We start from the raw sequence: 15,538 nt of genomic DNA, 5'->3' as shown, positions 1-15,538 counted from the left end.
TAAGACCTCTCGAAAAAACCAAATTATTTCTTAAAAACTTTATAATTTCTAATAGGAATCTAAGGTGTAAAAACAAAAAAAGCCGAACAGTAGATAAACTGCTCGACTCTTCAAATATCGTTTATAAAAATTTAATACCTATAACAAATCGTCATCGTCTGCTGGCTTCAAAGCCGGCTGAGCGGTTTGAGCGGCATCTTGAGTTGGAAAACCTTCATTTGGATTTAACACACAATCACCGCTGATTCTTACACCATCAGGTATTATGAATTTGCCTTTTTTAAATTCTAAAGTTTTGTCTGCATATACTTTTTGCATAAACAATCCCCAAGCTGGCATGGCCATTCGGGCACCTTGACCAAGAGCAATGGATTGAAAGTGGACAGCCCTGTCTTCTCCACCTACCCAAACTCCACCTATTAGGTCTTGGGTCATGCCCATAAACCATCCGTCTGAATAGTTTGAAGTTGTACCGGTTTTGCCCGCAACCTCGTTTCCATCTAAAATTCCGTAACGCCCTAAACCAGAGGCTGTACCTCCAGGCAAAGTTGCACCACGCATCAAATGCACCATTTTATAGGCCGTTTCTTTGCTTAGCACTTCTTTTTGGTCTGGCAAATACTCTTTTATAACATCACCGTGTTTGTCTTCAATTCTAACAACCACCATCGGCTGAGAGTGCTTTCCTTGATTTGCAAAAACTCCGTAACCACCCACCATATCAAACAGACGAACATCACTAACCCCTAAACAAAGTGAAGGACTGTTGGCCAATTCGCCGGTAATTCCTAACATATGGGCATATTCGATTACCCTGGAAGGTTTAAATTCTTTTATTAGTCTGGCACTTACACTGTTAATCGATTGACCAAGTGCTTGTCTAAGCGTCATGGATTGGTAGCTGTATTTACCATCTGAATTTTTTGGCGTGTAAGGAGCTCCATAAACGCCGTCTTCTCTTCCAAAAGTTATGGGTTCGTCTACTACAGTTTCGCACGTAGAGAAACCATTATCTATAGCGGTTACATATACAAAAGGCTTAAATGTTGAACCGGGCTGTCTCCTACTTTGATACACGTTATCAAACTTAAAATACTTAAAGTTTATACCACCCACCCAGGCCTTTATGTTGCCATTTCTAGGATCCATAGCCATCATTCCAATATTAAGGAATTTCTTGTAATGCTTTAATGAATCTATGTGCGACATGACGGTGTCTTTCTCGCCTTCCCAAGTAAAAATACGCATTGGCATTTTCTCGTTCATGGCCGCCATAATCGCCTCGTTATCATTGCCCAACTTACGTTTCATGGCTTGATAATAGCCGGTTCTTTTTGCAGCGTTTTCTATAAAATTCGGTATTTCTATATATTGGTTTGAATTTGGACTTTTACGCTGCACCCAAGGATTACGTCCTCTCCAATGAGCATAAAACTTGGCTTGCTGATCTTTCATGTGCGTATTTACAGCATCCTCAGCGTATGCCTGCATACGAGAATCTATGGTGGTATAAATTTTAAAGCCTTTGGTGTACAAATCAGATTCTTTATACCCTAGTTTCTTTAGTTCAGGTTTTATCCAATCTTTAATGTAGGCACGTAAATATTGAGCCATGCCGTTGTTATGGCTTTCGGGCGAATAATTAAGTTCAATTGGCAACTCTTTCAATTCGTCTCCTTCTTCAGGTGTGATTTTATTAAATTTCACCATTTGAGAAAGCACCGTATTTCTTCTTTCTATTGAGTTTTTTGGGAAAAATTTGGGGTTAAATCTCGAAGGATTCTGAATCATTCCTACTAGCAAAGCAGACTCTACTTGGGAAAGATTCTTCGGAAGTTTTTTGAAATATGTTTTTGCGGCAGACTTAAGTCCATATGCACCACTACTAAACTCAATAGTGTTAAGGTACATTACCAATATTTCTTGTTTGGTGTATCTACGTTCTAGTTTAATAGAAGTAACCCACTCTTTGGCTTTGATTACAAAAGTTCGCACCAAAGGAACTTTGTACAAAATTCCTTCGTATTCTTCGTCTTGACGCAGCTTAAATAAGTTTTTGGCCAATTGCTGCGAAATGGTGCTACCGCCACCTTTTGGGCTCAAAGTCAATAAACCTCCGAATACACGTAACATACTGCGGGCATCTATGCCGGAGTGTTTGGTAAACCTTACGTCTTCGGTCGCTATTAGTGCATTGATAAAGTTATCCGGTATTTCTTCAAAAGTTACGGGACTGCGGTTTTCAAAAAAGAATTTACCGAGCACTTTTCCATCAGATGAAATTATCTCAGAAGCGATTTCGCTTTTGGGATTGTCTAAATCGTCTACACCCGGCATTTTGCCAAAAAGCCAAAACAAATTGAAGTTAAGAGCAATTATAAAAAATAAAAAACCAGCTACACCCAGGTAAAATAAGCTATAGACAATATTTATTAGTCCTTTATATTTTCCTGCTGCCAGATTTTTAATAATTGGGAGTTTCATAGATTAGGAATATGTTTTTATTCGATTTCAAAAATAATATTTTAAATGCATTTGAGACCTAGTATATTGTTTTATTTGGAAAATAAATAAAAAATAGGTGGTTTTTATATTGCAAAACGCGGCATCGGACTCACGGATTGACTCGTAAATTCACCAGCCAAAAACTTGTAATGTGCCGCTATGGCGATCATGCCGGCATTGTCTGTACAATACTGAAAATCAGGAATGTATATATTCCACCTTTCTTTCTTTGCCATTTCGGCTAGTGCTAACCTTAAACCTGAATTGGCCGAAACACCTCCCGCCACCGATATCTCTTTGATGCCGTGTAGTTTAGATGCTTTTTTGAGTTTTAAAAGTAACGTTCTGATTAGGGTATATTGGTACGATGCACAAATATCCGCAAGGTTTTCTTGGATAAATTCGGGCGTTTGTTTTTGTATAAAGTAAAGCAAGGCTGTTTTTACTCCGCTAAACGAAAACTTCAAATCTGGCATGTCTGATATAGGGAACGGAAACGCTAGTGGGTTGCCCGTTTTAGCAAGTTTGTCTACCATGGGGCCTCCGGGATAACCTAAACCTAACATTTTGGCGGCTTTATCGAAGGCTTCTCCTACGGCATCGTCGGTGGTTTCGCCGATGACCTCCATACCTAAGTGGCTTTTTACCTTAACTATTTGGGTGTGACCACCGCTTACAGTCAAACACAAAAATGGAAAAGCTGGCTTTGGTTCATCTATAAAATGGGCCAAAACGTGTGCTTGCATGTGATTAACTTCAATGAGGGGAATATCAAGAGCTAAAGCCATGGCCTTAGAAAATGAGGTGCCTACAAGAAGCGAACCCAGCAAACCCGGCCCACGTGTAAAGCCAATGGCTGAAAGTTCCGATTTGTCTATTTGGGCTTTTTGGAGGGCTTCCTGAACCACCAAAATAATATTTTGTTGATGTGCTCGGGAGGCAAGTTCGGGAACTACTCCTCCGTGTTTTTCGTGTACTACCTGAGTGGCCACGATATTAGATAAAATCTGACCATCAGAGATAACCGAAGCTGAGGTTTCATCGCACGAGGATTCGATGGCCAAAAGTGTTACTTTTTCAGTATTAATGGCCATTTAATTAGTAATTTTGAATATTTTTAAGAAATTTTGCATGCCTTTTGCTTGATGGTTGTAAACCAATTTTTTTTAATTAAAAACTGGTCTAATTAAAGTCAAATTTTGCGGCAGGGATAGACGTGAAAAGCCCACAGCTGGCGTAGCCGCGAGGACTTGTAACAGATAGCCCGACCCCTTGTGGGTGCCGCCCAAAACTATGGAACGAACGTCAATAAAATTGAAATAGGTTCGGTTGGTTTGGGATATTTGAAACTTAACCAAAAAATGAGTAAATTATTACCCTTTTGGTATGTTTAATTAGTAAAAAAAGCGTTTTTAAATAAAATAAAGGCAAAAATAAGAAGCAAAACCTATAATTGAGTAGAATACCGAACATATTAATAAAAACTCTGGCTTGGCTGCTGTTGTGCATTTTTTGTATGATAGTAGTGGTTTACTATGCTTTACAGCTTTCGGAGGTGCAGTCTGCGTTGGCTCAAAAAGCAACGAAATGGCTTGGCGATAAGCTGGGAAGTGAGGTTACGGTGGGTAGTGCGAGGATATCGTGGCTGGATGAAATTACGCTCGAAGACATAAATATCAAAGACCTTAAGGGGCGTGATATGATTTTTGTGAGGGAGCTTTATGTGAACTGCAAAACGAATTTTAAGTTTAATGCCGAAACGTATATTGAGTTTGACAACAACCTCGACTATGTGCTTCTAAAAAATCCAGAGGTTAAACTCGTTAAAGAAAAAAACGGACATCTGAACATAGACGATTGGATAGCTCAGATAGAACGAATGACTTCGGATAGCACCAAAAAAGTAGTAAAAGATCACAATACGGCCTTCACGATTGACAATGCCTATATAAAGAATGGATTTGTGAGCCTTACGGATAGTCGTAAAAAACGCTCTCCAGAGAATCTGTTTGATTACAACAATTTTAGGTTTGACCAAATAAATGCCAATCTCGAAAAAGTGTTGATACTTGGCGATACGGTGGCATTTAGGGCGACCACTATAAACGGGATAGACAAAAGGAGTCAGTTAGATATAAAAAATATTAAAACTGATTTTTTGTATTGTAAAACTGCCATGACCTTAGATAGGCTAAGTGCCTATATCAATAATTCTTTTGTAAGCGATAAGCTCCACTTTTACTATGATCGCCCGTCTGCCTTTGACGATTTCTTTCATAAAATAAGAATGAGGGCTGATTTAAAAAACAGTGTTTTTGATTCGCAAGACCTTGGGCGTTTTGCTCCTGAAATGTATGCCATCAATGAGCGGTATGAGCTAAATGCGAGTATGAAGGGCCGGTATGTTGATTTAACTTTTGATAATTTTGATTTAAAGTTTGGCAAAAACTCATACTTAAAAGGCGATGTTAATTTTAAAGGATTTCCGGATTTGAAAAAAACCGTAACCGACTTGAAGTTAAAGCCTTCGCTATTGGTAGCCAATGACTTAAAACAATACAGCAAAAACGCTGAATATCAAAAGTATATAACCAAAATAGAGCAACTTAACCTATCGGGGACCTACAAGGGAGTTTATGATGATTTTGTGATGAAGGCTGACTTGCAGAGTAAAAACCTGGGTAAGGTAAATGGCCTTATAAACGTTAAAATAGGCAATGGAGCAGATGATGTTACCTATTTTGGAAATATAGATGCCACCAATTTCGAGCTTGGCAAGTTTATAGATGACCCAGAGGCTTTACAAACCATAAGTTTCAAGGGTGAAATAAAAGGCGACGGATTTAAACTTACTGGCTCTACAATAGAACTCGACGGCGAGGTGGCGAGCATCGGATTTAATGGCTACAACTACAAAAACATTGTGGTAGATGGCAAACTGGGAAAGTCGGTATTTGATGGGTTTGTGGACATAAAAGATCCAAACCTAACGGCTGACGTAAGTGGTCGAGTAGATTTTAATAAAGAGCTGAATAGCTTTAAAATAGTAGGAAACCTCGGCAATGCCAACCTGCAAAACTTGGGAATAACCAAAGACCCGATGCAGATTAAGTCTACGATAAACTTTGATTTTGTAGGGAATAAACTAGATGATTGGATTGGTAGGGCACAATTTAAAAATACTGAATTTACCAACGAAGATGGAAAACTCCGGATAGATTCCTTATTTTTCAATTCGGCGATAGCCGAAAACCAGCGGAGATTTTCGGTGGTTTCAGAGTTTTGGAACTTATATCTGAATGGGGAATTTGCTCCAAGTCAAATTATTAGTGACCTTAAACTATTAGGGAAAGAATATAGGCTGTATTTTGAAGAGTCTGAGCAGCAAAGAAATGAATACTATGCTCAAAAAAAGAAAAACTATGTGAGTAAACTGCCATACGAGGCTTATTATAAATTGTTCTTTAAAAACTCCCGTACGTTTTTTGACTTTTTTGCTCCTGATTATTATGTCTCATCGGGCTCTTCGCTATCGGGAAAATTTTCAAACAAAACCACTTCGGAGTTTACTTTGGCAGGAACATTAGATACCTTAAACTATAAGAAAAGTGCTTTCTATGCCAACCATATTGATTTTAATTCTTCTAAAAAAATACTCGCACCTGAGGTACTAACGGCTTTGGTGGTATCGTCAGAAAATCAAAACTTGAGCAAAGACATAGAAACCCAAGACTTGGTATTTAATGCGTATTGGGGACTTACAAACACCATAGATTTTGACCTTGGTATAAAACAAAAAAGCACGAGTAGTTTTGGAAACATGACGGGTAAGGTAAGTTTCCTAGAAAAAGGTTACGAGATAAAGTTTAGCCCTGAAAACTCGGGAATGTTTTTGGTAAAAGATGAATGGAAAATAGACCCTGAAAATGCGATTTATGTAGAAAACAAAGAGATAAGTGTTAGAAACCTTGAGTTTTCTAATAAGTCGCAACGGGTGTCGCTCAATGGTGTAATAGCCAACAACGAGCACGAAGAGTCGATCTTGACAGTGGAAAATCTGAACCTACAAACACTTAAGCCCTTCACAAATTCAGAAATAAAAGGAATAGCCAATGGCGAACTCCGTTTGAAGAATTTTTATGATGACCCGTTAATTACGAGCACATTACACATAGACGAGCTCATTTATCAGAACAGTTTGATAGGTACTGTAAACACTGAAGCGGTTTGGGACAATATCGACGAAAAACTAAATATCAACGGAAATATCTATCGGGTAAACAAAGAAATATTTAGAGTGAACGGGAGTTTTGACCCAAAAAATAAACTGAGTCCTTTGGCTCTAAAAGCCAAGTTAAGAAACCTCAACATTGATATGTTTGAGGGCATACTTAAAGGCACATTCTCAAAACTTGGGGGTTTTGCCGAAGGTGATGTTTTGATAACCGGCTTCCCACTTGATCCGATTTTTAAGGGAGAAGTAAAAATAGATAAAGGAACCCTAAAGATTGATGCATCGGGCACTACCTTGTATTTTGACGATAGAATAATTTGTAGTGAGGAAGGCTTTGTGGCTCCTTCGGAGGGTATAACCGTAAAAGACGCACTTGTAGGCGGAAACACTGCTCAAATCCAAGGAGGAATATATAATGGTGGGTCGGGGAATTTTATGGTGGGTCTGCATGGATACATTAAAGGAAAAGATGGTTTTAAAATCATGCAAATATCCTCAAATGAAAATGCCGCATTTTCGGGAATTGCTTACACTACGGGCGATATTCACCTTAGTGGCGATTTTTCTAACTTAAATATCAATGCTAACCTAACGAGCAAAAAAGGTACTAGAATAATTATACCACTTGATAACGAGAAAAAAATTGACACCAAGCAAGAAGGTATTCCTTTCATAGGAAAAATAAAAAATCCAGAGGTAATTTCGACAATAGAAATTCCTAAAAAAAGAGTAAAGACAGATGGAGTAAAAATGGTATTTAACCTGAGTTTTACACCTGATGCCGAGTGCGAGATAATATTTGATAGAACCAATAACGATATTTTAGACGTGTTTGGGGAAGGACGACTCAGTATTGTCTATGACACGCGGGGAGAGTTTTCGATAAATGGGCCTTATGTAGTTAAAAGCGGAAAGTACAACTTCAGTTTCCAAAACTTGGCTTCCCTGCGTAAGTTTAATATTATAGATGGAAGTAGAATAACGTGGTCTGGCGATCCATACGAAGCAGTATTGGATATGAAAGCTGCTTATACGGCCAATATTCCGATAAGTAAAATCACAAACAGAACCGAAGATGCAAATATTCGTTATCCGGTAAATGTCATGGTTCTTTTGACAGAGAGATTAATGACTCCTACTATCAAATATGACATCGCCTTTGACATGAAACAGGTGCCATTTGCTGTACAGCAAGACCTCCTGGGGTTTGAACAAAAACTTAGAAATGACGAGCAGCTATTAAGCAGAAATGTGTCTAGTATTTTGGTTTTCAACGAGATATTTCCAGATAACTTTGCAGATGCACTTACGCAGCAGTTTTTGATTGACAATGTCAGCAATTTGCTTTCGAACCAGATAGGAAACTTAGCCAACAAGCTAAATCCTAACCTCGAACTTGGGGTGCAGTTTGGCGATATCAGAACTAACCTATTAAACAACATGCAGCTAAACTTTAGTTATAGGTTCTCAAACAACAGAATAAAACTAACCGGAAAAAGCTCGTTTATTAATGCGATAGAAAACAGCATAAATGCCAACACCCAAGGGCAGCTTTCGGTGGGCGGCGAGTTGGAATATTTACTTTCGCCAGATGGTGAGTATAAATTTAAGCTTTACTCGAGAAGTGTACCAACCAATTACTACTTGATTTCTACTGGTGGCAATGTGGTGGTTTCGGGAGGAAACTTAATAATTTCGAGGAACTTCAACTCTCTATTTGGAGATAAGAAAAATAAGAGCATACCTTTAGGAGTGGGTACCGCCAAAAAAGAAGAACGCGAGGTATCAATGAAAGACCTACAGAAATGAAACAACAAAAAAGAAGAGGGCCAGAAAAACCAAAGAGAAACGCGGAACAGATATACGATTTCCAGCAAGCATCTCATATTATCGAACTTGAGGCAGCGGTTCTTGGGGGTATCATAAAAGAAAAAGATGCACTGACCTCAGTCATTGATATCTTGAAACCAGATAGCTTTATCTCAGAAAAACATGAGGCTATATATCAGGCTATTCTTTTACTTTTCGGAAAAACAGAACCTGTAGATTTACTCACGGTTTCTAATCAACTTAGGCTATCGGGCGAACTTGAGTTTATTGGTGGAGCGAGCTACTTGGCCCGAATCACCTCCAAATCTATCAGTTCGCACATTGAAAAAGAGGCTCGAATTATTGTTCAGTATGCAATCAGAAGAAGTATTATCAAAATTATGGGTGAGGTTGTTACCAAAGCCTACGAAGACACCACAGACGTGTTTCATTTGATGGATACTACAGAACAAAGCCTCCGAGACATTCAAGAAGGAAATCTAAATAAAAATATACCTGACCTAAGTTTGGTGGTTCAAAAAACCATTCAAGAACTTAAAAACAAAGCAGACCAAGACGCAGGTGGCTCAAGTGTACCTTCGGGTTTCCCAACACTTGATAGAGTTACCGGTGGATGGCATAACACCGAACTTATCATTATTGCGGCCAGGCCCGGTATGGGAAAAACCGCATTTGTGGTTTCGTCTCTAAGAAATGCCGCAATCGATTTTAAAATGCCTGTGGCGTTGTTTTCGTTAGAGATGTCGTCTCAGCAAGTAATGCTCAGGTTGATTTCGGCCGAGGCTGAGATTGATTCTCAAAAGCTAAGAAAAGGAGAACTAGAAACCGAAGACTGGCAAGCTCTGCACTCGCGACTTAACAACTTGGCTACTGCTCCCATTTATATAGACGACACACCGGCTCTTTCGGTACTCGAACTAAGGACAAAAGCCCGCCGACTGAAGGCGTTTCATGATATCAAATTATTGATTGTAGATTATCTCCAACTGATGACCGCTGGAAATGGAAAAGGTGGCATGAACCGTGAGCAAGAGATAGCCGCGATATCGAGGTCACTGAAAACCATCGCAAAAGAATTAAACATTCCGGTGATTGCACTTTCGCAGCTGAGTAGGTCGGTAGAAACCCGTGGTGGAGACAAACGCCCACAGCTATCTGACTTAAGGGAATCGGGCTCAATTGAGCAAGACGCCGATGTGGTAATGTTTCTTTACAGACCAGAGTACTACCAAATAACTGAAACAGAAACTGGCGAGTCTACCAAAGGTATGGCTGAGGTGATAATAGCTAAAAACCGAAGTGGTTCTGTAGATAATGTAAACCTCCGTTTTATTGGAAAGTATACCCGTTTTGCCGAGTTTGACGGCTTTACATTATCTCAAGAAAAGTATGAAGAGATATCGGGCACCAAAATATTGGGTAGCAAGGCAAATGATTTATAAGATTATCTTTTTCTTTTAATTAGGTTATATTTTTCCAAAAATTCTAGAATAAGTCTATCGTAGGCCTTAGCACCTACTGTATTTTTCTTTTTGGCTAAAATCACAGGCACTTGTTTGGCAGTAGAGTCAATAAACGCCATGTCTCTAGGTATATAAGTATCAAATACTTGGTCACCAAAGGTGCTTCGCATGAGTTTCAATATCTGGTTAGAAAGCTCATTGTCTTCGTCGTGCATGGTGAGCAAAATCCCTTCCACACGTAACTCCGGCTTCAATCTTTTCTGAATAATCTTCATGGTACCCAATATGAGTTCCAAACCTTCGATACCAAAATACTCACACTGAAGCGGAATAATCACCGAATCAGACGCCATAAGGCTATTTACGGGCACAATACCCAAGGAAGGCGGACAATCAATAAAAATGAAATCGTACAGAGGTTTTATGGGTTCTAACTTTTCGGTTAGAATATACTCGCGTTCGGTAACGTTTACGAGTTCTATTTCGGCACCCACAAGGTGAGGTGTAGACGGTATGAGGTCTAGGTTTGGGTAGCCAGTCCTTATGATACAGTCTTGGATCGGACTTAAGCCTACCAAAGCCGCATATATACTTTTGTTGTCGTATTCAGATTTTAGTCCAAAAGCCACGGTACAGCTGGCTTGGTGGTCGGTATCAATAAGCAAAACCTTATAACCTCTGGCGGCTAAACCTGCTGAAATATTAACAGCTGTGGTGGTTTTGCCCACTCCACCCTTTTGATTACAAATGGCAATTACTTTAGGAAGCATCAATGTTTTTTTTTGAAGTACAAATTAATGGTTTAATTATGACTCTTGGGCTTAATAAACAGTAATTTTTTCAACAAATTGCCCTTTTTAATAATTTTTCACTAAAAAATGGCAAAAAAAAAGCCACTCGAAAGTGGCTTAAATTTATTTAACTTCAATGGTCTTTTCAATTGCCTCGAGCGGATTATTTATTCCATAATCCAACACCGCGAGTATTGAATATTTACCTTTTTTTAATTCATTCGGCATCTCTAATTTTACCACTCTTTTTCCTCCCGGAAATACAGGAAAATCTACAACTGGCGTGATAACTTCCTCAGAGTTTGAAAGGTTGGTAATTTCCATGTGAGCCCTGCCTGTAATCATGGTTTTTCCTATGTTTTCTATTTCAAAGTCATACACTTTACTATTTTCTTTATTTGGGTTCAAATTTAGTGTTCTCGCTGAACTTTCGAAAAGTGATGGTGGCGTTTGATACAAATGGATACCCATTCGTAATATCTCCTGCACAGCTGCTTTCGCTTCGTTTTGCCCACCTACTAGTTCCTTCTTTATCTGTGCTCCTTGAACAAACAGCATCGCCCATTTCATTTTCTCTAATTGAGCTGGGTCTGTGGGTGCTTGCATAGTAATCAGAATCTCTCCTTTTTGCCCAGCAGGTATCTCTATAAAGTTACTGCTCAGCGTTATCCATGATGAGCACGAGAAAGGTTTAGTACCTGGAGCAAAGTATTCGTGTGAACCGTCTGGGTTTCTATTCCAGTCACCTAAACTCACCTCAAAAGACTGGCTTTTGCTTGAATTGTTGGTAATGGTTACTACTTTAGTTTCAGATGCACCCACGTTTCCAACGTTAAAATTAACGATAGAAGGGTTCACATTTACTTGCTGTGCATGTACTTCGGATAATCCAATTAAAAAGAAAAAAAGAAAAAAAACTCGTTTCATTTATTTAATATATTTATTTTAAACTTTATTTTACAAAACTACCCCTTAATGTTAAAATTGAAACCTATAAAAATAACATTTTCTATACTATTAGTGAGCTTAACATCACTATTCAAAATTAATGCCCAAACCTTTGATTTTAACCTACAATCTTCATCTTTAACATTTGATTATAGCACACTTAATAATTTTCAAACTTCTCGAACTACCACCAAGGCCTTTACTTTAAATGTTACCAATTCTAAAAAAGGACAATACAATGTTTATTGCAAGTTAGAACCTATCAATAATTTTAATATTGGCCTTACCCCCACCTCTCTTTTTTCGATAAAACTAAACAGTGCTAATTTTACAATCAGTGGCTCAAGTTTTTTGACAAAACCATTAGGTCTCTCCGATATATTATTACTTGAGGTAAATGGTCGTTCTAGAAAGTCTGATATTATCTATTTCGACCTAATTCTAAACCCACTTGAATTTATATATGTACCCAACTATTACAACTATAACTTTATTTTTACGTTAACCGAACTTTAAAACTAAGACCTTGAAAAAAATACTCATTTTTATATTTTTTATTATTTCTAATACCAGCTTTTCTCAAACAATAGTTACGAGAAGTGCAAATGCCAGTGTGACTGTTTATTCGTATATCGCTATGGACCTCAGCACCAATGGCTTCTTAGACTTCAAATTTAATAATAACCAAGAACTCCTTGATGGCATAATACTCAACAACAAGTTTAACATTGGCGTAAATTCAAACAAAAACTGGCTTCTCAATGTATCCACCTTAACTTCTAACTTTATTTCCATCGGACCTGAGGCCAGTACCCAAATGCCTTCCTCAATTCTCAGCTTAAGAAAAACCACTTCTAACACTTTTGTACCGCTGAGCAATAGCCCGAAAATGGTCACTCAAGGAAGCCGAGGCAATGACACACAGTCAGGCAACAATTTCAAACTTGACATAAAAGCTACTCCAGGATATGATTATAATGGTGGTGCCTACGCTATCGTCTTGCTTTTCACCCTTACTGCCCAATAGTATTATTGCTTTCTAATGTTAATTTTTCGCCTTTGTTTCACAACTTTAAATTCTATTTCTGAATAGTTTTCATTAGTCAAATCTACTGAGAAAATAGATTTCTCTACATGATACTCTTCTCCAAAAATATTGGTCGGCATCTGTATATTATAAAAGTCTTTATTTAAATTAAAATAAAACTCTCCTTTTGAGTTTGTAGAAGATTTAAAAATCTCTCCCTTTTTATTGATGGCAATAATTAGAATGCCATTTGCCGCCTCAATTTTGTTGTTATAGGTATTTTCATTTTCAAACTTTACTCTCCCTGCCACCATTCTACTTTGCTTAAATGGCACACCAAGTGAAACATTTCTATCTAAATTTAAGGTATCTACGGTTCCGTCTTTTACCATCCATCCTTTCAGGTTTTGAATAACTTTATAATCTATTATGTATTGTTTTTCTTCGGCATTTTTAAGGAAAATCATTCCTTTGCTGTTAGACTTAAAGGTGATATCATTTATTTTGATATTAACATTGGATAGTGGCTCTTCTCCATTATCAAACAGGTCATTATTGTTTAAATCTTTAAATAAAAACAAACTCGCAGAGTAATATTTTTGCTTAAATATCATCGGTACGTCTAAGGTTTTCTTGACCGAAACATTAAATGACATTGTATTGGATACATCTTTAATGTCAAAGCTAGAAAATAGTGTTATTCTTGATTTTATCTTAGGCATTTCAAAATATAGCTCATTTCTTACATACATACTCGGGTGCTCAAAATTTGAACGATTACTAACCGTGAGATTTAAGCGATTATAGAAAGTTTTCGACTTGTTATTTAATTCATAAAAAACAGATACGTTTTGAGAATTAGGCAATACATTAGATTTGTAATAACTCAAATAGTCAAAATAATAATTAGGCCCAAAAGCATAATTTGCATTTACACCAATATTTTTATACTTCATTTGATAATAAGCACTATAGCTATTGTTCATATTAGAATCTGCCAGTTCTTTTATGGAGGCCTGGGTATAACTAAATCTTAAAGTTTGAAAAAACTTAGCCTTATTAGAAGTCAAATAGACGGTAGATCTATAACCTTTCATTTTAGACAAATCTTCATTTTGCTGATATTGCTCTAAATAAGAAAACTCAAAACTTATGTTATTTACTTGATTAGCAAATCCAAATCTTAAGCCACTATCAAAAGTCTTATAATTTAGACTTGAGAAACTTACATTTTCCGAATTAAGCTGAACAGGCTGCCTTGAGTTTGTTTGCGAGAATAAAGAGAAAGTAGCCTTTTTGGTACCAAACCTTAGCTCATGACTTCCATGTATTACTCCTCTTAATAAACCATAATACAAAGGACTGTAATATTGATACGAAGATTGTAATCGAACTAAATTATATCTTTTCTCGATTCGATAGCCACCCATGTAGCCATAGTTGAGCGTGTCAATGTGTTTTCCAGCACTATAACCTCCCGATACCGAAATTTGGTCATTTACTGTGCTTTTTTTCTCTAGTTTATGTAGACTAAAAAAAGCTAGCACATCTTTCTTTTTGTCATCGATTAACATCGCATTTGTTGACAAATTCAGACTCTCTGAAATGTTATTATCGATTCTTAAACCCAAAACTTGATCGTCTTTCTGATAGCCTTTAACACCGTAAAGCTCAAACTCACTTTGTTTTTTGTTTTTAAAAACTACATTTGCTCCATATCCGTTAATTTGGTAATTCAGGAACCTATTTTGACTGCCTACACCAACTTCAAACCTGTCGCTACTATATCTGAGGCTATAAAACTGCGTTGAAAATATATCCCCAAGGTTTACCGAATTTGTTCTCAGTCTGAAATTAAGCGACCTATTTTTTCCATAATCGTAGTTTCCACTAATATCGAAATAGTTATACGAAGAATTTCTTTTAAACATATTAACTCCAAAATACTCTACGTCAATCGGCATAGAGCCAAACCTGCTTGTTTTACCTTGAAAAGTATCAGATGTGAAATACACGTTACCCGTAAGTAAAACGGTTTCTTTTTGAGCTTTTACAAAAAACAAAACGGTATTGGTGTTCGCGAGTTTTGACCTGGAAGCTACAAAAACCGTTACTGTAGTATCTTTTCCTGGCCAAAGAATAAATTGTGTACCTGTAGAAGGTAAACTTAACCTTAAATCTGACCTTAAACTTATTTCAAAAAGCTCACGTTTATTGCCGTTGTTTTTTACTCTAAGTTCAAACTTGGATAAACTATCGGTAGGTTCAATTAGCAGATTTGAACTCAATAGACTTGCATTCCATACCGTATTATTATTAATTCTTACAAAGAAATTCTGCTTAATTTCTTTGCCCGTCATTGGATTTTGAAATATGATGGTTATGGGATAATTTACATCGCCTAATGCCGCCCGCGAAGGAGCGATACGAAACGGTATACTCAAAAACTCGCCTCTTTTAACTACCACTTTTGGGTCAGGGTTAGTTACAAACCCCCACCCAACGGGCAAACTAAACCCCAGACCCAGCACTAAGTCTTGGTCTGAGGTATTGTTTATGGTTATAGAGTTAAAAGCAAACTGCCCTGGCTTTACAGCCACTGTATCATTTAGAACCTGAATAGAATAGTTTTCCATACCCATATCAAACTGTCCCATAGCCTCGTTTTTTGACAAAAACAAGCACAGAAAGCATGAGATAATAAAAATAGATATGTTTCTATTTTGTATCATTTTAGGGT

At 37.4% G+C, this 15,538-nt stretch carries 9 protein-coding genes; 4 read left to right on the top strand and 5 right to left on the bottom strand.

What is annotated here, in order from left to right:
* Positions 1 to 138: 138 nt before the first annotated feature.
* Together ACFOOI_RS19555 and tsaD are read right to left on the bottom strand one after the other, a co-directional pair.
* On the bottom strand, positions 139 to 2,484 hold the full coding sequence (locus tag ACFOOI_RS19555; RefSeq protein ID WP_379839775.1) for a penicillin-binding protein 1A: 2,346 nt from the start codon (positions 2,482 to 2,484) through the stop codon (positions 139 to 141).
* A 104-nt stretch (positions 2,485 to 2,588) separates the two neighbouring features.
* Positions 2,589 to 3,599, bottom strand: coding sequence for a tRNA (adenosine(37)-N6)-threonylcarbamoyltransferase complex transferase subunit TsaD (gene tsaD, locus ACFOOI_RS19550; RefSeq protein WP_379839774.1), 1,011 nt, complete (start codon positions 3,597 to 3,599; stop codon positions 2,589 to 2,591).
* Positions 3,600 to 3,958: 359 nt separating this feature from the next.
* Here tsaD and ACFOOI_RS19545 point away from each other — a divergent pair, with 359 nt between their 5' ends.
* Both ACFOOI_RS19545 and dnaB read left to right on the top strand, forming a co-directional pair.
* Positions 3,959 to 8,548, top strand: a complete 4,590-nt coding sequence (locus ACFOOI_RS19545) for a translocation/assembly module TamB domain-containing protein (protein ID WP_379839773.1) — start codon at positions 3,959 to 3,961, stop codon at positions 8,546 to 8,548.
* On the top strand, positions 8,545 to 10,011 hold the full coding sequence (dnaB, locus tag ACFOOI_RS19540; RefSeq protein WP_379839772.1) for a replicative DNA helicase: 1,467 nt from the start codon (positions 8,545 to 8,547) through the stop codon (positions 10,009 to 10,011). Before ACFOOI_RS19545 ends, dnaB begins: the two co-directional genes overlap by 4 nt.
* 2 nt (positions 10,012 to 10,013) lie before the next feature.
* Here dnaB and ACFOOI_RS19535 read toward each other — a convergent pair whose 3' ends face one another.
* Both ACFOOI_RS19535 and ACFOOI_RS19530 read right to left on the bottom strand, forming a co-directional pair.
* Positions 10,014 to 10,802, bottom strand: coding sequence for a ParA family protein (locus ACFOOI_RS19535; protein ID WP_379839771.1), 789 nt, complete (start codon positions 10,800 to 10,802; stop codon positions 10,014 to 10,016).
* A gap of 144 nt (positions 10,803 to 10,946) precedes the next feature.
* On the bottom strand, positions 10,947 to 11,750 hold the full coding sequence (locus ACFOOI_RS19530) for a hypothetical protein (RefSeq protein ID WP_379839770.1): 804 nt from the start codon (positions 11,748 to 11,750) through the stop codon (positions 10,947 to 10,949).
* Positions 11,751 to 11,798: 48 nt separating this feature from the next.
* Between ACFOOI_RS19530 and ACFOOI_RS19525 the strand changes: the two genes are divergently transcribed.
* Positions 11,799 to 12,287: a hypothetical protein gene (locus ACFOOI_RS19525; protein WP_379839769.1), complete on the top strand. Its 489-nt coding sequence runs from the start codon at positions 11,799 to 11,801 to the stop codon at positions 12,285 to 12,287.
* 10 nt (positions 12,288 to 12,297) lie between these two features.
* Complete coding sequence (locus ACFOOI_RS19520) at positions 12,298 to 12,798, top strand: hypothetical protein (RefSeq protein ID WP_379839768.1); 501 nt, start codon at positions 12,298 to 12,300, stop codon at positions 12,796 to 12,798.
* Between the two features lie 2 nt (positions 12,799 to 12,800).
* On the opposite strand, the gene ACFOOI_RS19515 is transcribed toward ACFOOI_RS19520, so the two are convergent.
* Positions 12,801 to 15,530: a COG1470 family protein gene (locus ACFOOI_RS19515; RefSeq protein WP_379839767.1), complete on the bottom strand. Its 2,730-nt coding sequence runs from the start codon at positions 15,528 to 15,530 to the stop codon at positions 12,801 to 12,803.
* Between the last annotated feature and the right edge of the window lie 8 nt (positions 15,531 to 15,538).

Source organism: Lacihabitans lacunae, assembly GCF_042649125.1.
Lineage (GTDB): Bacteria > Bacteroidota > Bacteroidia > Cytophagales > Spirosomataceae > Leadbetterella > Leadbetterella lacunae.
This window is presented reverse-complemented; position numbering and strand designations above follow the sequence as displayed.

What these genes read in the sequence shown, in the direction of transcription:
- ACFOOI_RS19555 (WP_379839775.1), bottom strand. Translation starts at nt 2,484, where the DNA reads ATGAAACTCCCAATTATTAAAAATCTGGCAGCAGGAAAATATAAAGGA.
- tsaD (WP_379839774.1), bottom strand. Translation starts at nt 3,599, where the DNA reads ATGGCCATTAATACTGAAAAAGTAACACTTTTGGCCATCGAATCCTCG.
- dnaB (WP_379839772.1), top strand. Translation starts at nt 8,545, where the DNA reads ATGAAACAACAAAAAAGAAGAGGGCCAGAAAAACCAAAGAGAAACGCG.
- ACFOOI_RS19535 (WP_379839771.1), bottom strand. Translation starts at nt 10,802, where the DNA reads ATGCTTCCTAAAGTAATTGCCATTTGTAATCAAAAGGGTGGAGTGGGC.
- ACFOOI_RS19530 (WP_379839770.1), bottom strand. Translation starts at nt 11,750, where the DNA reads ATGAAACGAGTTTTTTTTCTTTTTTTCTTTTTAATTGGATTATCCGAA.
- ACFOOI_RS19525 (WP_379839769.1), top strand. Translation starts at nt 11,799, where the DNA reads ATGTTAAAATTGAAACCTATAAAAATAACATTTTCTATACTATTAGTG.
- ACFOOI_RS19515 (WP_379839767.1), bottom strand. Translation starts at nt 15,530, where the DNA reads ATGATACAAAATAGAAACATATCTATTTTTATTATCTCATGCTTTCTG.